The sequence below is a fragment of the Bradyrhizobium sp. HKCCYLRH3099 genome (assembly GCF_051167855.1).
GTDB lineage: Bacteria > Pseudomonadota > Alphaproteobacteria > Rhizobiales > Xanthobacteraceae > Bradyrhizobium.
In genome coordinates this window covers 138,047-156,394 of the sequence record NZ_JBNPTW010000011.1, presented here as the reverse complement: position 1 = coordinate 156,394, position 18,348 = coordinate 138,047, and the positions used below count along the sequence as shown (strand labels likewise).

General features: G+C 66.6%; 14 protein-coding genes. 9 read left to right on the top strand and 5 right to left on the bottom strand.

What is annotated here, in order from left to right; genetic code table 11:
• Positions 1 to 289 precede the first annotated feature (289 nt).
• Positions 290 to 2,683, bottom strand: coding sequence for a TonB-dependent receptor (locus tag ACQR1Y_RS21320; RefSeq protein WP_434875193.1), 2,394 nt, complete (start codon positions 2,681 to 2,683; stop codon positions 290 to 292).
• A gap of 476 nt (positions 2,684 to 3,159) precedes the next feature.
• On the bottom strand, positions 3,160 to 4,281 hold the full coding sequence (locus ACQR1Y_RS21315; RefSeq protein ID WP_434875194.1) for a ring-opening amidohydrolase: 1,122 nt from the start codon (positions 4,279 to 4,281) through the stop codon (positions 3,160 to 3,162).
• A gap of 118 nt (positions 4,282 to 4,399) precedes the next feature.
• Between ACQR1Y_RS21315 and ACQR1Y_RS21310 the strand changes: the two genes are divergently transcribed.
• The 4 genes from ACQR1Y_RS21310 to ACQR1Y_RS21295 all read left to right on the top strand — a co-directional run bounded on the left by ACQR1Y_RS21310 (position 4,400) and on the right by ACQR1Y_RS21295 (position 8,250).
• On the top strand, positions 4,400 to 5,203 hold the full coding sequence (locus tag ACQR1Y_RS21310) for an MBL fold metallo-hydrolase (RefSeq protein ID WP_434875195.1): 804 nt from the start codon (positions 4,400 to 4,402) through the stop codon (positions 5,201 to 5,203).
• A gap of 119 nt (positions 5,204 to 5,322) precedes the next feature.
• A complete protein-coding gene (locus ACQR1Y_RS21305) occupies positions 5,323 to 7,029 on the top strand; it encodes a hypothetical protein (RefSeq protein WP_434875196.1) in 1,707 nt (568 codons plus the stop codon).
• A 90-nt stretch (positions 7,030 to 7,119) separates the two neighbouring features.
• Positions 7,120 to 7,608, top strand: a complete 489-nt coding sequence (locus ACQR1Y_RS21300; RefSeq protein WP_434875197.1) for a DUF427 domain-containing protein — start codon at positions 7,120 to 7,122, stop codon at positions 7,606 to 7,608.
• 159 nt (positions 7,609 to 7,767) lie between these two features.
• Positions 7,768 to 8,250, top strand: coding sequence for a hypothetical protein (locus tag ACQR1Y_RS21295; protein WP_434861085.1), 483 nt, complete (start codon positions 7,768 to 7,770; stop codon positions 8,248 to 8,250).
• 878 nt (positions 8,251 to 9,128) lie between these two features.
• On the opposite strand, the gene ACQR1Y_RS21290 is transcribed toward ACQR1Y_RS21295, so the two are convergent.
• Together ACQR1Y_RS21290 and ACQR1Y_RS21285 are read right to left on the bottom strand one after the other, a co-directional pair.
• Positions 9,129 to 9,539, bottom strand: coding sequence for a hypothetical protein (locus ACQR1Y_RS21290; RefSeq protein WP_434875198.1), 411 nt, complete (start codon positions 9,537 to 9,539; stop codon positions 9,129 to 9,131).
• 126 nt (positions 9,540 to 9,665) lie between these two features.
• Complete coding sequence (locus ACQR1Y_RS21285; RefSeq protein ID WP_434875199.1) at positions 9,666 to 10,319, bottom strand: hypothetical protein; 654 nt, start codon at positions 10,317 to 10,319, stop codon at positions 9,666 to 9,668.
• A 622-nt stretch (positions 10,320 to 10,941) separates the two neighbouring features.
• Between ACQR1Y_RS21285 and htpG the strand changes: the two genes are divergently transcribed.
• Positions 10,942 to 12,819: a molecular chaperone HtpG gene (gene htpG, locus ACQR1Y_RS21280; RefSeq protein ID WP_434875200.1), complete on the top strand. Its 1,878-nt coding sequence runs from the start codon at positions 10,942 to 10,944 to the stop codon at positions 12,817 to 12,819.
• A 24-nt stretch (positions 12,820 to 12,843) separates the two neighbouring features.
• Here htpG and ACQR1Y_RS21275 read toward each other — a convergent pair whose 3' ends face one another.
• Positions 12,844 to 13,833, bottom strand: a complete 990-nt coding sequence (locus ACQR1Y_RS21275; RefSeq protein WP_434875201.1) for a tripartite tricarboxylate transporter substrate binding protein — start codon at positions 13,831 to 13,833, stop codon at positions 12,844 to 12,846.
• 177 nt (positions 13,834 to 14,010) lie between these two features.
• Here ACQR1Y_RS21275 and ACQR1Y_RS21270 point away from each other — a divergent pair, with 177 nt between their 5' ends.
• The 4 genes from ACQR1Y_RS21270 (at position 14,011) to ACQR1Y_RS21255 (ending at position 18,283) form a co-directional block, all read left to right on the top strand.
• Positions 14,011 to 15,810, top strand: a complete 1,800-nt coding sequence (locus ACQR1Y_RS21270; protein ID WP_434875202.1) for a long-chain-acyl-CoA synthetase — start codon at positions 14,011 to 14,013, stop codon at positions 15,808 to 15,810.
• Positions 15,811 to 15,938: 128 nt separating this feature from the next.
• Positions 15,939 to 16,184: a phosphopantetheine-binding protein gene (locus ACQR1Y_RS21265; protein ID WP_434861079.1), complete on the top strand. Its 246-nt coding sequence runs from the start codon at positions 15,939 to 15,941 to the stop codon at positions 16,182 to 16,184.
• The gene (locus ACQR1Y_RS21260) at positions 16,171 to 17,559 is read left to right on the top strand and encodes a class I adenylate-forming enzyme family protein (protein ID WP_434875203.1); all 1,389 of its coding nucleotides are present in this window, start codon (positions 16,171 to 16,173) and stop codon (positions 17,557 to 17,559) included. The genes ACQR1Y_RS21265 and ACQR1Y_RS21260 overlap by 14 nt, the downstream gene beginning before the upstream one ends.
• Positions 17,552 to 18,283: an SDR family NAD(P)-dependent oxidoreductase gene (locus ACQR1Y_RS21255; protein ID WP_434875204.1), complete on the top strand. Its 732-nt coding sequence runs from the start codon at positions 17,552 to 17,554 to the stop codon at positions 18,281 to 18,283. The genes ACQR1Y_RS21260 and ACQR1Y_RS21255 overlap by 8 nt, the downstream gene beginning before the upstream one ends.
• Positions 18,284 to 18,348: the final 65 nt, after the last annotated feature.

The following is an 18,348-nucleotide window of genomic DNA, read 5'->3' as shown; positions in this document are numbered from 1 at the left end:
AGCTGGTTCCGCTCGTGGCCGGAATGCGAAAAGTTTCCATCCATTTCCGAAAATGGGAGTTGATCCCCGCACTGTCGCCTCACGGCAACAATTGAAACCTCCTGGTTGCGCTGATGTTCGTCATTCAATTCGAGATGGGAGAGTGACGCTGATGTCGAGCCCTCTCTCCGGTTGATTGGGCCTCCGGCGCTCTGTTCGGTCGATCAGTTCGTCGGTCCGTCTCCCGCCGCGCCCGAAGGATGCGGCGGGAGTTTGGCGAAACTGTTTCTGGATCGGGACGATGTCCGGCTCAGAACTTCGCGGTGGTGATCAGATAGAACGCGCGGCCGGGAGCGACCTGCGTGAACGGCACGGCGCTGCGGTAGAACGTGTCGTAATAGAGCTGGTTGGTGATGTTCTGGGCATACACCTTCATGCTCCAGTTCTTGTCGATCTGCTTCTCCACGAAGGCATCGAAGCGCCAGTAGCTCGGCAGCTCGTTGCCGGTGTTGGCCGCGAAGGTGCCGCCGAACACTTTCGACCGGTATACGGCCTGGCCGCCGATCTCCCAGCCGTCGTCGAACTTGTACTTGGACAGCACGCTGAGCGACTGGTGCGCGATGTTGGCGAGCTGCAGGCCGTTGTTGGAGGCGATGCCGCTCTGCGTCACCTTCGACTGCATCAGCACCAGGCCGCCGAAGATGCTCCAGCGATCGGTGATCTTGCCCTCGGCCTCGATGTCGATGCCCTGGATGCGGTAGGCGGCACCCGAGGTCAGCAGTCCGTTGACGGTCTCGCGGGCGTTCTCCTTCTCGGTCTGGAACAGCGCGCCGGTCACCAGGAGATGGCGGTCGACCAGCTCCCATTTGGTGCCGATCTCGGCGCCCTTGTTGCGCTCCGGCCCGAGGATGATGGTGCTGTTCGGCGGAATGCCGCCGTAATCGGTCGCGGTGCCGTCGAGCTCCGAGCCGAACGGATTGGCCGAGGTCGCATAGGCCGCATAGAGGCTGCCGATGGGCAGCGGCTTGAAGACGAGGCCGACATTGTAGTTGATCAGGTCGGAATCGACCGTCGCCGACGCCGTGTTGTTCGACGAGCGCATCGCGTAGCCGTCATAGCGGATGCCGCTGGAGAGGATCAGCGTGTCGCGCCAGTTGGCGGTGTCGATGACATAGGCGCTCTTGCTGTCGACGTCGTAGCGCGTCGGATTGCCGGTCAGATAGGGCACGGTGGTGAACGGCAGGTTGGTATAGGCGGGACTGAACATGTTCTGGTTCTGCAGTCCGCCGCCGGTGGTGCCCTGCGAGCCGAACGCCTCCGAGGTCAGGCCGGCATAGCGGTCGATCGAGATCTTCTCCTTGGAAAACTCGGTGCCCATCACCGTGGTGTGCTTGATCGGACCGGTGTCGTATTTGAACGTCAAATCGTTCTGGTTGGCCCAGTTGTCGACCAGCTGATAGCGGCTCTGCGCGCTGGCGTTGAAGAACCACTTGGTCGGATCGGCGTTGGCCGTTCCGGCCACGCTCGCATTCGGCAGGGTGCCGATGTAGTTGAGCTCGGAATGCTCGCCGCGCAGCTTGCTGGTGAAGGTGACGCTGTCGCTGAGCTTCAGCTCGCCCGCCAGCGTGCCGAAATCCTGCCGCGCCGCCTGGAAGTCGCGGTTGAGGAAGCCGTACCAGTTGGTGCGCGGGATACCGGCCGAGGTCGCCGGGATGTTGCCCTGCTTGTAGAACGGCACGCCGAAATCCGGATAGCCGGAGAGATCGGTGTGGACGTAGTTCGTGGTCACCTTCACCGAATCGTTCGGCGTCCATTTGGTCGAGATGAAGCCGCCCCAGCGGTCGTCGGTGACGTGGTCGCGCCCGGCGACATTGGCGTCCTGGAACAGGCCGCCGGTGCGCACCGCGAAGGTCGGCGAGATCGTCTGGTTGACGTCGAGCGTGACGCGCTTGGTCTGGTCGGTGCCAACAGTCGATTCGGCATTGTAGAAATTGCGGTCGCCGGCCTGCTTGGTGATGATGTTGATGGCGCCGCCGGCCGTGCCGCGGCCGGCATAGGCGGATGCGGGCCCGCGCAGGATCTCGACCTGCTCGGTGAAGAAGTTCTCGCGCACCGACACCGCGGGATCGCGGATGCCGTCGATGAAGATGTCGTTGCGCGCGTCGAAGCCGCGGATGAAGAAGCGGTCGCCGAACGCGTTGCCGCCCTCGCCGGAGCCGAGCGTGACGCCGGCGGTGGAGCGGCCGACCTCCTTCAGGGTGGTGATGCGCTTGTCCTCCATCACCTCCTTGCTCATCACCGTGATGGTCTTCGGCGTATTGACGAGCTTCTCGGTGAACTTGCCGGAGGCGACGCGGTCGACCTTGTAGGGCGCGGCGGCGTCCGCGTAAGGATTGGCGTCGGGCGGCGTCTGCGGCCCGGTCTGCTGTGGCGGCTGCTGCGGCTGCCGCGCGGCGCGGCGCAAGGCGCTGCGGGCGCGGACCTGCTCGGCTGACGGCCGCGACGGCGCGGGCTTGGCGCGGGCGGTCGGCGCCTCGACGGTGACGGAGGGCAGGGGCGCCTGCTGCGCCTCGGCGCCGGAGAACGAGGCGACGGCGATCAGTCCCGCGACCGCCGACACCTTGACTCCGGATACGTCAGAGGAGGGTTCCCCCCGAAGCGCGGGGCCTCCGCGCAAGCTCGCTGGAAAGACAGCTCGACCCATACTCACCACCCCAATGGTTGCTCAAGGACTGAATTGTTGTTCGTGAGGTCTGCAACTGGCTTGTTCCAATTGCGAACCTCTCTCAACAAGGCCGTGAATTTGGGTGAAAGGTCGTTACATCCGTGACTGCACTAGGACGATATTGCCTGGTGCAGGTGAGAATTATTCGCAATCCTTCGTGCCGCCTCATTCCACGGTTTTTTGTTACCGTTCGTCGCTGAGAGGCGCATTATGTCGCAGGCCGGCGTCCATCGAGTCCGAACTGCCGCCACGGTACCGGTGCGCTCCCCTCCCCCTTGCGGGGAGGGGTTGGGGGTGGGGGTCCGCGGGCGATGAGCTTTGTTCGAGGCAGGAGCCCGTCGACCTCACTGAGAGACTTCCCGCGGGGACCCCCACCGCCGACCCCTCCCCGCAAGGGGGAGGGGAGCGGAGGCACCGGTGTTTGTGCAGGGGTTCCTGGGGGATCCAGACGGCGCTCAGCATCGCTCCGCGATGACCGCGACCGGCCCGCCGCCATCCGGCCCCTGGTGCTCGGCGCCGCCGGACACGAACAGATCGGTGAAGCCGAACAGGCCGGCGAGTGCGCCGCCGACAAAGGCCCGGGCATGCCGGGTCGAGGAGACGTCGCTGTCGTCCAGCATGGTGTGCCGCTGGCCGCGGACCCGGCCGCCTTGCGCCGCTTCTGCCTTGGCGAGCACCGCTGCGATGCGGCCGCGCTCGGCGGCCGGCACCTGGCCGGCCACCTCGAAGCCGAGCCGCGCGAGCGCCTGCCGCGCCGGCTCGATGTCGATCGCGTCGCTCATCACGCCATGATCGATCGCGAGCGGCCCGCGCCAGTCGGCCGACATGCCGGCGACCATGATCTCGTGGTCGAGCAGCTCGACGCCGCCGGAGGTCGCAGCGCGCCGGCTGAAGCGCGAGAAATCGGAACAGATCATGGCGTCGGAGAGATCGGCCGCAGCGAGCTCGCCGAGCGCGACGGCCACGCCCAGCGCCGAGGCGCCGCGGGAAAATCCCATCGACTTCAGCGTGTCGCGCACGGCGGTGCGGGCGCCGCGCGCCTCCGTCGCCTCGATGCGCTCCATCGTCAGCAGCGGGCACTTGACTTGCACGTAGTGGACGTCGGCGGGATCGCGGATCCCGGCGTCGGCCATTGCCGCGCGCACGCCCTCGGCGACCAGCTCCACCTGCCGCATGCGGCCGAGATGCTCGCTCGCCAGCACGCTTGTCCGCGCGCGCCCGAGCGCGAGCGAGGTCGCAAACCGCCGCGGCTCGTCGGACGCGCGGCTGTGCCGGCGCGCCTCGAACACGATCATGTGCGGCGACAGCGCGCCCTCGGTGCCGCCGGACATCACCATGGCGATCTCGCGCAGCGCGTCGGCGGCGAGATATCGGCCAAGCAGCGCCTCGAGCGAGCGCACGGCGAAGGCGCGGGTGAAATCGTTGACGCAGCCGTTGCCCTCGGTCTTGCCGAGAATGGCGACGATGCCGGCGGGATCGATCGTGCCTTGCGCAATGGCAGATTCGAGCGCGCCGACATCATCGGGGCTGCGCATTGGCAGGCGGTGAACGAAGGCGCGGCGCGGCGTGGTCGGCATGTCCCGGGGCTCCTGGTCTGAACGGGCGGACGATAGGCCATCAGGAACCGGTGCGCGACCATGCCGACGCGCGGCCGCCATGCTATGCTTCACTCCTTGCAACCTCACGAGGTGATCGATGCCGCTCTGGACCTGCTTTCAATGCGGCGCGCAGTTCGCCGATACGCCAGCGCCGCCGCAGGCCTGCGTCGTCTGCGAGGACGAACGGCAATATGTGAACTGGAACGGCCAGCGCTTCCTCAGCCGGGACGAGCTCGCCGCGAAACATCATCTCGTCTGGCGCGACGATGACGGCCTGACCGGCCTCGCTCTGGACCCCGGCTTTGCGATCGGCCAGCGCGCGCTGCTGATCCCCGAGCGCGACGGCTGCGTGATGTGGGATTGCATCCCGCTGGCGACCGATGCGGCCATTGCGCATGTCCGCAGCCTCGGCGGCCTCAAGGCCATCGCGGTGTCGCATCCGCACTACTATGGCGCCGTCGCCGATTGGAGCGAGGCGTTCGGCAACATCCCGATCTATCTTCATGGCGACGACCGCGCCTTCGTCACCCGGCCGCATCCGGCGATCGTGCCGTGGACCGGCGACCGCCTCGCCATTTCCGATGATGTGCTGCTGCTGCGCACCGGCGGGCATTTCGCCGGCGCCACCATGCTGCATTGGCGCGCGGGCGCGGCAGGCAAGGGGGCGCTATTCGCCGGCGACATCGCGATGGTCGCGATGGACCGCCGCCACGTCAGCTTCATGTATTCCTATCCGAACTACATTCCGCTCGGCGCCGCCGCCGTGCGCCGCATCGCCGACGCGGTCGCGCCGCTCGCCTTTGATCGCATCTATGGCGCGTGGTGGCAGAAGAACGTGGCCAGCGACGGCAAGGCGGCCTTCGACCGCTCGGTGGCGCGCTATCTCCAGGCCATCGCCTGAGTGGCTCAGCCCCCGTAATTTAACGGGGCATTAGGTACAACCATAAGGCGGCGTCGTCGCTACCTTGCAGTCTGAGATCGGATGGTATCGAAGTATCCCGGTGGGAGTGGGGTACCTCGATGCGTCTGCAACCGTTCTGGTCGTTCGCCGGCCTTTCCGCGCAGGATCGACCCGGGCTGCCTGTCGAAGCCAGCGCGGCTCCGCAGCCTCCGTCAACTGCCACGACGCGCTCCCTTCCTCGCCTCTGGCTCGTCCTGGCGCTCCTGCTCGCAATCGTGCTCGCGACCCCGTTCCTGCTGGTCGACGTGCCGCCGGTGCTCGACTATCCCAATCACCTCGCGCGCCTGTTCGTGCTGGCGCATCCCGATGATCCCGTGCTGTCGCAGATGTACCAGCCGAACTGGCGCATCCTGCCCAATCTCGGCATGGACCTGATCGGCACGGCGCTGTTGCGTTTCACCGACGTTCATGTCGGCGGCCGCATTCTGCTTGCGTTCAGCCTGTTCGCGCCGCTCGCCGGCGTCGTGGCCTATCATCGCGCCGCGTTCGGTCGCTTGTCCTTGTGGCCGTTGGCCGCCGGCGTCATCGCCTATAACGGCGTCTTCCTGCTCGGCTTCATGAACTTCCAGATGTCGCTCGGGCTGGCGCTCGGCGGCGCCGCCGGCTGGCTGGTGCTGCGCCGACGTGGCGATTGGTGGCTGCTGACGGCCTGGGGCATGCTCGCTGCGACGGCGACCTTCCTGTCGCACATCCTCGGCCTCGTCTTCTTCGCCGTGATCGTCGGCGCGGCCGAAGCCGAGCGGCTGTGGCGGCTGCGCGGGTCGACGGGCCTGCCGCGAGAGATCGGACTCACAGCCGCGGCGCTCGCGCTGTCAGTCATGCCCGCGCTGACGCTCTATGCGCTCGGCCCGCTCGGCGAAGCCGGCGCGCGGCCCGGCCCCTGGCTGTGGCAGCCGAAGCTGTGGTGGATCTTTGCTCCGTTCATGACCACCAGCACCGGGCTGACGCTTCTCACCGCCGGCGCCGTGCTGTCGCTGCTGGTCCTGATCCGCCGACAGATCGAACTCGCTCCCGGTCTCTTGCTCGCGCTTTGCGCGCTGCTGCTGGGCTTCGTCATCGCCCCCGCGAAGGCCATCAACGGCGTCTATATCGATTTCCGGATTGCCACGATGATGGGCCTGCTGCTGTTCGCCGGGCTGCAACCGCGGCTCAGCCGACGCGGCGCCGCGTATGCCGGGCTCGTGCTGGGGGCGCTTACGATCCTGCGCTGTGTCGATGTCGGCGAAGGCTGGATCGATCATCGTGATGATCTCGCCGAATTGCGTGCGGCGATCGCGCAAGTGCAGCCGGGAACGCGCGTGCTCGCGACCAATGGCGAGCTGGAGGGGATCGACGATGGCAGCCGAACCGAGCGGACCTTGCCCGGTGTCCATCGGGTCGATACGCATCTGGCGGCCCTGCTCGTGATCGAGCGCCGCGCCTTCTGGCCCCTGATGTTCGCGCATCCGGCGATGCAGCCGGTCATCGTGCGCGCGCCGTTCGATCAACTCGCCGAGCCGCTGGGAGAGCCGGTCGAATGGCGATGGCTGCGCGCGCCGGATCTGGTGTCCGACGGGCCGCCGCCATCCTATCTGGATCGCTGGCGGTCTGATTTCGACGATGTGCTTCTCATCGGTCCGCCGCGACGCCAGCCGACGGTCGCGGGATTGTCGCCCCTGTATCGCGGCAGCTATGTCCAGCTCTACCGGATCGAGCGCGCGCCGGAAGCCGGTCTGAACTCGAAGAGCGCCGAGCCCGAGCCGGTTCGATCCAGGTCCAGCAGCTGAGGCACGCTGATCCCTGCTGACGCCCGCGTCGTTCTGATCCCGATGTCGCCGGCCGGCCATGCGGCCGCGTCCGCATGCGGAGGGATGGGAATGCAGCGTATCGCGCCAGGACCAGGACAGGAATCGGTGTGGGACTATCCGCGGCCGCCGCGACTGGAGCGTTGCACGGCGCGGCTGCGCGTCGAATTCGCCGGCGTCACCATCGCCGATACGCAAGACGGCTATCGCGTGCTCGAGACCAGCCACCCGCCGGTCTACTACATCCCGCCGCAGCACGTTGCGATGCAGTGGCTGCGCCGCGCGCCTGGCCGCTCCTTCTGCGAGTTCAAGGGCTTTGCCGGATATTGGACGCTGGAGGTCGATAGCCGCATCTCCGAGCAGGCGGCGTGGAGTTACGAGCAGCCGACCGCATCCTTCATGCCGATCGCGGGACACCTGGCGTTCTACGCGTCCCGCGTCGATGCCTGCTTCGTCGACGAGGAACGTGTTGCGGCGCAAGAAGGCGACTTCTATGGCGGCTGGATCACGTCGCGCGTGGTCGGTCCGTTCAAGGGCGCGCCGGGCACGCGGCATTGGTAGCTGCTGCGAATTGATCCGCGGTTTCGCGCCGTTCGTTTAAGCTGCTGGGATTCGCCCGGCGCGCTCCGGCTGACGCGGACACCCAGGCAGGGCGCGCGATGCGTGCTCTCCGCCGGCAGTCCACATGCATTCGGTCCACGCCGCTCCAGGGGGAACGCCATGCGACGGCTGATGAAGTTCCTGCATACGATGGGCGCGATCGGCATGATGGGCGCCATGGCCTGCCTGGTCGTGCTGCTCGGCCTGATCCCGCAGCCCTCGGTGTCGCTGTCGCATTATGCCGAAATGCGCGCGGCGATGGGGGCCATCGTCAACTACGTGTTCTTCCCCTCGCTTGGCCTCACTTTGGTCGCGGGCCTGCTCGCCATCGCCATCAACCGCGCCCTGCACAGCGCCGGCTGGGCGCTGGCCAAGCTCGCCTCCGGCATCCTCGTCTTCGAATGGGGCTTCGCCGCCGTGCAGGGCCCGATGCAGGAAGCCGCCGAGGAGGCCGCCCGCGCCGTCGCCGGCCAGATCGACCCAGCGACGCTGGCGCCGAATTTCGGCACCGAGCAGGGCGCCATCTGGGTGATGCTCGGCGTCGCCACGGTCAACGTCATCCTCGGCGTCTGGCGCCCGAAGTTCACCAATCTGCCGGACTAGGGCCACGCCCGCCGCTCCCTCCGCTCCCCTCCCCCTTGCGGGGAGGGGTCGGGGGTGGGGGTCCCCACCGGCAGTCTGTCGATAAAGCGCGATCGCTTTTGAGCCGGTGCGTCCCAACAAAGCTCATCGCCCGGAGACCCCCACCCCCAACCCCTCCCCGCAAGGGGGAGGGGAGCGCACCGCCCTCCGGGGGCGCACCTCGCGCAACATCGGCGTCGAATACGACGCGGATCAAATTCGTCCTTACCGAAATTCTTCTTGCTTCTTTTCCGAAATCATGTTTATCTCCCTCCATCCCGCCTCGAGCAGAGGGACGGACGCGTCGTCACGAACGTGAGGTGGGCTGCGATGGACGTGACGGCTGTGCCAGACGAGCACAGGCCGACGCGGACGGCGAAGTCGTGTGGTCCTGGCCTCTCGACGCTGAGGTCAAGTCCGCGGTCGTTGCTTGACGGCACACGCGGGCGATGGGGGCAAGAACGCCGATCCCCAGGGAGAGCACGAAGGACACCGTAAAACCATTGCGCGGGGGAGGCCGCTTGGTGGCCCGACCTGTGGTGACTGCCGCCTGCTTTCCTTGTTGCAGGCGGGCCATGGGCCGTGGTCAGCACCCGGCCTTCCCCGCGCCCTCTGCATCTGAGAGGGATGACGGCCGCACCACCCGGGCATCGCATGTGCCGCGGGAACGCGCCTACGCATGCGGATCAGTTCTGATGATGACGATGTTCGGAGCAGCGCATGCGGAGCACAGCGCGCGCGGATGCGACGTGGGCAAGCTTTCGGCCAGCAACCGAATGGCTGTCAGCGAGCGGTTCGGTTCTCGGCTGCCGATCGGCAACGGCGGCGCCGTGGCGCAGCCGTCGACGATGTCCGGGCTTTCAGAGCTGCGTCGCGCGCAGTTCGATCGTGACCGGCGTCGCCGTCCGCTTGCTGGCGGGATCGGCCGGCATCTGCAGCACGCGGGCGCGCTGGCCGGTGGCGAGGTCGGTGACCTTGACGATGCGGCCGTTGGCGAATTCGAGCGCGTCGTGATGCTCGGTCGGCTTGTTGGTGTCGACCTGGCGGAAGCGGGCGAGCTGCGCGCCGACCTTGCGGCGGAAGAAGATGCCCTTGATGCGGACGTCGCCTTCGAAGGCCAGCTCGGTGCCGGGCCGCAGGCAGACAGCGGTCAACGGATCGTTCTTGGTGCAGAAGCCGCGGGTTTCCGTGCCGGGAAAGCGACAGGAGACCAGCACGTCGTCGATCTTGGCATCACGGGAAGCGACAGTATGGAGGCTGTAGTCACACATGGAAAGCTCCTGAAGGCCACCAGCACTGAGGCCGCAACGGCGCAGCGGAAGAGTCGTTCCATGTTGTTGATGGTCGCAGCTGGTTCCACCGCCCGCGCGGCGGGCGGTGGAAGCGCGAGAGGCACATCAGGTGAGATGCGCGGCCTCCTCGGCGTCGTCGTCCTCCGCCGCGCCCCAATGCGAGGCGTCCTTGATGGTCGGGTCGATCAGTTCGCCGCGCAGCAGCGCCAGCGGCGACTTCCAGTACAGCGCGATGTTGTGGAACGGGTCGGTCAGCACCTTGAACGCCCAGATCAGGCCGGTCGAGACGTCCTGCGTCGCGAACAGCTGGATCACGCGAAACAGGCCGCCGCCGATGCCGACGGCGAGCCACAGCACGCCGACGTGGCGGATGAAGTCCGTGCGGGTCACCGGCGGGTCGAACAGGCCGAACAGCGTGGGGAAGGCGAACAGCGCGACCGGCACCAGGCCCCACACCGTCAGCAGCGCGATCTTGCGGCTCTGATTGTAGCCGACCTTGACCGCTTCCTTGTAGTCGTTGGTGACGTCGTTGACGTGGTCGTAGCCGTTCGGCTCGAAGAAGAAGTGCCCGGTCTGGCGCGTCAGCATCGCCAGCCAGCCGACCAGCCCGGCCATCGCCGGGTCCTTGAACAGCAGCGCGTAGGCGACGAGGAAGATCACGGCGCTGATCAGGTGCAGCGTCTGATTGATCCGGCTCTGATGATAGTAGCGATAGTCGTCGAAGCGCTGCGTCTGCAGGACTTTGTAGTAGCGCGGCATGCGAATCCCCGTGGCTTGGTGGAACGGGATCGAGCCGTAGAGGGCTTCAGTGAAGCTGAGGTGACATTATGATGTTGTCACAATGAATGTGCCCAGTGCGGTGATAAATTTGTTGCAGATGCAACAAATAAGAAGCCCGGCGTATCAGGCGTATCGGACAACATGCGCCGGCCCGACGAGCCCGGTCATTGATCCATGTCAACTGCTCTGCCTTCGCCGCCAGCCGCCCGTCTGGTGCGCTCCCTCTCCCCGTTCTTCACGGGGAGAGGGCGGGGTGAGGGGCAGCCGCACGGGAGGTCTAAGCGGAAGAGACGTGCCCCCCTTCCTGCGCATTTCTGTTGGGGACCTCGCACTTCTCTCTTCGGCAACGGGGAAGCATCCGAGCTCGGCGGCAAGCACCACCCGCGGAGCTGCCCCTCACCCCAACCCTCTCCCCGTGAAGAACGGGGAGAGGGAGCGCACCGCTCGTGCCGATGGAGCCGGGCACAAGCTCTCCCCCAGGGAGGCCAAGCGTGCCGCTCGGCCTCCGATCCGACCACCCCTCTCCCAAACTCTTGATCACGGCGACGTCAACGCTATATCGACGGTCTCTCCTCAACCGCGATTGCTTCCGGGAAGACGCATGACGATGACCGACACCGCCACCGTATCCCATTCATTTCAAGCCGAGGTCTCCGAGCTGCTCCATCTGATGGTGCACTCGGTCTATTCCGAGACCGATATTTTCCTTCGCGAGCTGATCTCCAATGCCTCCGACGCCTGTGACAAGCTCCGCTATGAGGCGATCGCCAGGCCCGAGCTGATCGGCGAGGGCGAGCCGCCGCAGATCCGCATCATTCCGAACAAGGACGCCAGCACGCTCACGATCGCCGACAGCGGCATCGGCATGGACCGGCAGGAGCTGATCGACCATCTCGGCACCATCGCCCGCTCCGGCACCAAGGCGTTCGTGCAGAAGCTGTCGGAGGCCAAGGACGGCACCGGCCTGATCGGCCAGTTCGGCGTCGGCTTCTACTCGGCCTTCATGGTCGCCGACCGCATCACCGTGATCAGCCGCCGTGCCGGCGGCAGCGAGGTCTGGACCTGGACCTCGACCGGCGGCGCCGGCTTCGAGGTCGCGCCGGCCTCCGAGGAGGAGGCTAGCCGCGTGGCGCGCGGCACCGAGATCGTGCTGCACCTCAAGGACGACGCCAAGAAATATCTCGAGACCTACGAGATCGAGCGCATCGTCACCGCGTACTCCGACAACATCCAGTTTCCGATTATGCTGGTCGCCGCCGAGGGCGAGCCGCGCCAGATCAATTCGGCCAGCGCGCTGTGGCAGCGCTCCAAGTCGGAGCTGACGCCTGAGGACTACAAGACCGCCTACAAGTCGATCGCCAACGCCTTCGACGACCCCGCGATGACGCTGCACTATCGCGCGGAAGGGCGCTATTCCTACGCCGTGCTGCTATTCGCGCCTTCGACCAAGCCGTTCGACCTGTTCGAGCCGGCGCGCAAGGGCAAGGTCAAGCTCTATGTCCGCCGGGTCTTCATCACCGACGATGCCGACCTGCTGCCGGCTTACTTGCGCTTCATCCGCGGCGTGATCGACAGCGAGGACCTGCCGCTCAACATCTCGCGCGAGATGCTGCAGAACAATCCGCAACTGGCGCAGATCCGGAAAGCCGTGACCACGCGCGTGATCAGCGAGCTGGAGCAGCTCGCCGAGAAGGACGCGGAGAATTTCGACAAGATCTGGGACGCGTTTGCGGCCGTGATCAAGGAAGGGCTCTACGAGGACTTCGAGCGCCGCGACAAGCTGCTGGCGCTGTCGCGTTTCACCACGACCACGGGCGAGCGGCGCTCGCTGAAACAGTATGTCGAAGGCCTCAAAGAGAACCAGACCGAAATCTACTTCCTGGTCGGCGACAGCCTGGAGCGGCTGAAGTCCAACCCGCGGCTTGAGGCCGCCAAGGCGCGCGGCATTGAGGTGTTGCTGCTGACCGATCCAGTCGATGCGTTCTGGACCTCGGCGCGGCTGGAGTTCGACGGCAAGCCGCTGAAGTCGCTGAGCCAGGGCGACATCAACTTCGAGTCCATCCCAGTCACCGAGGAGCAGAAGGCCGAGGAGGCGGAGAAGCCTCAGGCGGACGAGGCCAACACGGTGGCGCTGATCAAGGCGAGCCTCGGCGATCGCGTCACAGACGTGAAGGTCTCGACCCGGCTCACCACCAGCGCCTCGTGCCTGGTCGCCGGCAGCCATGGGCCGGACCGCGAACTGGAGCGGATCCTGTCGCAGCAGGCGCGCGGCGCCCGCACCAAGCCGATCCTGGAGATCAACCTGCGCCATCCGCTGGTGGTGGCGATCGCCAAGGCGGCGGCCGACAAGGACAAGGTCGACGACATGTCGTTCCTGCTCCTGGAGCAGGCGCAGATCCTCGACGGCGAGCTGCCTGAAGATCCCGCCGCCTTCGCCGCCCGGCTCAACCGGCTGGTGCTGCAAGGCGTGGCGGGCTGAGGAGGAGAGATGCGGGCGCGAAGATCAGTTCTTCGCGCTCGCCTGCGGCATCAGCTTGCGCCAGTGCATGATCTCGGCGTGGTAGGTCGCAGCATAGACACCGGTGTCGCCGGCGATCGGCGTCGCGCCGATCTCGGCGAAGTGCTGGATGATCTCGGGATCGGCCAGCGCGTCGTTGATCTCGCGGTTAAGCAGGTCGACGATCGGCTTCGGCGTGCCGCGCGGCACCGCGACGCCGTAGAAGCCGGAGGTCTCGAACGCCGGCAGCACGTCGGCGACCGGCGGCAGGTCGGGGAAGGCCGCGGCGCGTTCGCGCGTCGACACCGCCAGCGCCCGGACCTTGCCGCTGCGCAGCAGGTCGACGGCGGAGGCGGTGTTGTCGAACATCGCGTGGATGTGGCCGGAGGCGAGGTCCAGCAGCGCCGGTCCCGAGCCGCGATAGTGCACGATGGACCAGCTGACGCCCGCCAGCGTCCGGAACAGCTCGGCCGACAGCATCTGGATCGTGCTCGGTCCGGCCGAGCCGACGCTGAGCTTGCCGGGATTGGCGCGGGCATAGGCGAGGAATTCGGGCAGCGTCTTCACCGGCAGCTGCTTGCTGACCAGCAGCAGCAGCGGCATGCGGGCCATGCCGGCGACCGGAATGAGATCCTCGTCGGGGGCGGGCGGGGCGCCGCTGGAGGCGGTGATGATGTTGGCGGTGGAGGTGGCGAGGATCGTGTAGCCGTCAGGGGCGGCAGTCGCGACGCTCTTGGTCGCCACGGCGCCGCCAGCACCGGGCCGGTGGTCGAGCACGAAGGGCTGGCCGAGCCGGCGCGACAGCCGATCGCAGATCAGCAGCGACAGCCGGCCGGTGGCCCCGCCGGGCGCGAACGGAATGACCCAGGTGACCGGGCGCGCGGGATAGGGCGCCTCGGGCCCGGCGATCGCCGCCGCCGGAGAGATGGCCGCAGCGCTGCTCCAGGCGATGCAGCGCAGCAGTGCACGTCGTGTGATCGTCGTGTCCTTGGGCATGCCGGCCTTCGCGTTGGCATGGTTTGGGAGTGGGAGACTAACCGGTATTTCCGAGAACTTCGTAAAGGATCGCATTCGCATCAACCACGCCCGACTCTTCGGAGGTTAACCCTGCTGCTTAACACCTGGTCAGTCCTGGCGACCTATAAGGACCGGGGATCTGAGGCGGTGGCAGGCATGAACTCCGAGCGCGCGAGCAACTCTGCGGAACTCACGACGCCCGTCCGGCGTCCGTCGCCGGCGAAGATCTGGCTGAAGGCGATCGAGCTGACCGCACGGATCGAGGCGGAGCCCGCGCGGCTGTTTGCCGATATCGTCGACGACTGGGCCGCCAAGCAGCCCGAGCAGCCGGGGCTGATCTCCGACCGCGAGACCTTCACCTACGGCCAGCTCGCGGCCCGCATCAACCAATACGCCCGCTGGGCGCTGGCGCAGCGCATCCGGTCCGGCGACACGGTCGCGCTGATGATGCCGAGCCGGCCGGACTATCTCGCGGCGTGGCTCGGCATCAGCCGCGTCGGCGGCGTGGTCGCGCTGATCAACACCAACTTGGTGGGATCATCGCTCGCCCATTGCATCAATGTCGCGAGGCCAGCGCAGATCATCGTCGCCGACGAATTTCGCGAGACCTTCGCCGGTGCGCAGCCGGAGATCGGAGCATCGCCGCGGGTCTGGACCGAGGATGAGCTGACGGCCGTTCTTGCCGAAACGGACGGCCATCCGCTTCCGTCCGCCGCGCGTCCGGCCGTCACCATCAACGACCGTGCGCTGCTGATCTACACCTCCGGCACGACCGGCCTGCCCAAGGCCGCCAGCATCAGCCATCGCCGCATCATGAACTGGGGCGGCTGGTTCGCCGGTCTGACCGGCGCCACTTCGGATGACCGGCTTTATGATTGCCTGCCGGTCCATCATTCCGTCGGCGGCATCGTCGCGCCGTGCAGCATGTTGCGCGCGGGCGGTGCGGCCGTACTCGCGGAAAAGTTCTCGGCGCGAAACTTCTGGCGCGACATCGTCCGCACCGACTGCACGCTGGTGCAATATATTGGCGAACTCTGTCGCTATCTGCTGGCGGCCGAGCCGTCCGAGTTCGAGCGCGCGCATCGGCTGCGGCTTGCGTGCGGCAACGGCCTGCGCGGCGATGTCTGGGAGGCCTTCCAGTCGCGCTTCGCAATCCCTGAGGTGCTGGAGTTCTACGCCGCCACGGAAGGCAATTTCTCGCTCTACAATGTCGAGGGACGGGTGGGATCGATCGGCCGGGTGCCGTCGCTGCTCGCGCATCGCTTTCCGGCTGACATCATCAAGCTCGATGCCGACCAGCGCACGCCGCTGCGCGGACCCGACGGGCTGTGCATCCCATGCGCGCGTGGCGAGATCGGCGAAGCCGTGGGGCGCATCGGCACCGCGGATGAAGGCGGCGGCCGCTTCGAGGGCTACACCGACACGGCCGAGACCGAGAAGAAGGTCCTCCGCGGCGTGCGGGCCAAGGGCGATGCGTGGTTCCGCACCGGCGATCTGATGCGCCAGGACGAGCAAGGCTTCTTCTACTTCGTCGACCGCGTCGGCGACACCTATCGTTGGAAAGGCGAGAACGTCGCGACCAGCGAGGTGAACGAAGCGATCCTGCAATGCCCTGGTGTTGTGGAAGCCTCGACCTATGGAATTGTCGTACCCGGTACCGACGGGCGCGCCGGTATGGCAGCGCTCGTGGTCAACGAGAATTTTGATCTCGATGCGCTCTCCGTGGAGCTCGCGCGCCGGCTGCCGGCCTATGCGCAGCCCGTCGCGCTGCGCCTCACGCCGTCGCTGCAGGCGACCGAGACATTCAAGCAAAAGAAGCAGGATCTGATGCGCGACGGATTCGATCCGTCGCGTGTGTCCGATCCGATCTATCTACGTGAGGCCGCGACCGGTGCCTATCGCGCGCTCGACTCCGAAGGTTATGCGCGGATCGTTGCCGGCGATGTCCGTTTGTAGACAAGTTTAATCACATGCGACGATGTGCATTTACCAACGCCCTCAAAACATCCGGGCAAATACCGGGTTCCTTCACCATCGCCCCGTATCGTCGGTTGCATCGTTTTGAACAGCAAGTGGATTGATCCATGTCGGTACGGTTGAGGATCATTGCAGCCATCAAGCAGATCGCGGAGGAGCAGAAGGTCAAGCTGCCGCCGCTGACGGATGAACTGAGCCTGCATGAGACCGGCTTCGACTCGCTCGCCTTTGCCATTCTCGTGGCGCGGCTCGAGGATGATCTCGGCGTCGATCCCTTCACGCTGTCCGAAGAGGTCACCTTCCCCAACACGATCGGCGACTTCATTGCGGCTTACGAGAATGTCCCCGCGTGAACTCTTCGCGCTGCGCGATCATCTTGGGACGGCGCTGACGGAACGGACGATCTCCGATCCGCGCCACGTCATCGCGCTCGCGCAGCTCACGACGCAGAGTTGCGTCGGCGGCCGCAGCGGCGAACTCGATGGTCGCTCCGTCCTGCTCGCGACCTCGGGCCAGCTGCTGGCAGGGCTCGCGCTGATCGACATCGACGGCGTGGCCCGGCGCATGCTGCTGTGCCCGCCCGATCTCAAGAGCGAGCATCTCCCGAGCCTGATCGCCGATGCGGAGATCGATGCTGTCGTGACCGATGAGCCGGCGCGTTTCACCGGATGCGGCATCGATCTCATCATCCCCGTGGCTCTGCCGCGGCCTGCCTCGCGTCTCGCGCAGACCGTGCGTGCCACCGAATGGCTGATGCTGACCTCCGGCACATCAGGCGTGCCCAAGATCGTTGGCCATACGCTCGAGGGCCTGTGTGGCGCCATCATCGGCGACCGCCCTGTTCCCGGTGATGCGCTGCCGGTCTGGGCCACGTTCTACGACATCCGGCGCTATGGCGGCCTGCAGATCTTCCTGCGCGCGATCGTCGGCGGGGGCTCCATGGTGCTGTCCGACCCGGGCGAGGCGCTGGCTGACCATGTCGCGCGTCTCAACGCGCGCGGCGTCACCCACATCTCAGGTACGCCGTCGCATTGGCGCAAGCTGCTGATGAGCGGCTCGGTCGCAAGCTTTGCGCCGCGTTATGTGCGGCTCTCAGGTGAGATCGCCGACCAGGCCGTGCTCGACGGCTTGAAGCAGGCGTTTCCGAATGCCTCGGTCGGTCACGCCTATGCCTCGACCGAAGCCGGCGTCGGCTTTGCTGTCAATGACGGGCTGGAAGGATTTCCGGCCGCGCTGTTGGGCGAGGGACGCGGTGCGGTCGACATGAAGGTGGTCGACGGCTCGCTGCGCATCCGTTCGCGCCGCGCGGCACATGCCTATGTCGGGCGTGCGGCCGCCGCGCTCACCGACGGCGACGGCTATGTCGACACCGGGGACATGGTCGAGCTGCGCGGCGATCGCTACTACTTCGTCGGCCGGCGCAACGGCATCATCAATGTCGGCGGGCTCAAGGTGCATCCCGAGGAGATCGAGGCGGTGATCAACGGTCATCCGGAGGTGCGGATGTCGCGGGCCAAGTCGCGGCGCAGCCCGATTACCGGCGGCATCGTCGTCGCCGAGGTCGTGCTGACGGCGGAGGCCGATTCCGCGCGGGTAGATGTCGTTCGTCACGAGATCCTCAGCCAGTGCCGCGAGCGCCTCGCCGCGCACAAGGTGCCCGCGATGATCCGCTTCGTGCCGGCGCTCGACGTCACCCCCGCGGGCAAACTGGCGCGTACCGATGCGTAACGTTCTCGTCACCGGCGGAAGCCGCGGCATCGGACTGGCCATCGCGCGCAGGCTGGCCGGCGCCGGCTACGATGTCATCGCCGTGGCGCGTCGCGAGAGCGAGGAACTGCGCGCGGCCATGGCCGAGGTCAGCGCCAGCAGCGGCGGCATTCATTTCCAGGCCTGCGACCTCAGCGCCACCGATGCGATCCCGGCGTTCGTGAAGTCGGTCCGCGATGCCTTCGGTCCGATCTACGGCCTGGTCAACAATGCCGGCATCGGCACCGAGGGCCTGCTCGCGACCATGCACAATTCAGAGATCGAGGCGCTCGTGCGGCTCAATGTGCTGGCGCCGATGATCCTCACCAAATACGTGGTGCGCCACATGATGGCGGCGGGCGAGGGGCGCGTGATCAACATTTCCTCGATCATCGCCTCGACCGGCTACAACGGCCTCTCCGTGTATGGCGCGACGAAGGCGGCCGCGAATGGCTTCACCCGCTCGCTGGCTCGCGAGGTCGGCAAGGTCGGCATCACCGTGAACGCGATCGCGCCGGGATTCATCGCGACCGAGCTGACCCAGAGCATGGACGCGGAGCAGCAGAAGCGCATCGCCGGGCGTAGCGCGCTGCGCCGGCTGCCGGAGACCGAGGACGTCGCCGCGATGGTCGAGTATCTGCTCGGCAACGGCGGTCGCAACGTGACCGGCACGGTGCTGACGGTGGACGCCGGCAATACCGCCTGAGCGGGTTGATTTCGCTCAAGCGCACCGGGGGCGGCAGCGGCGATAGTGGCGCCGCAATCCGGAAA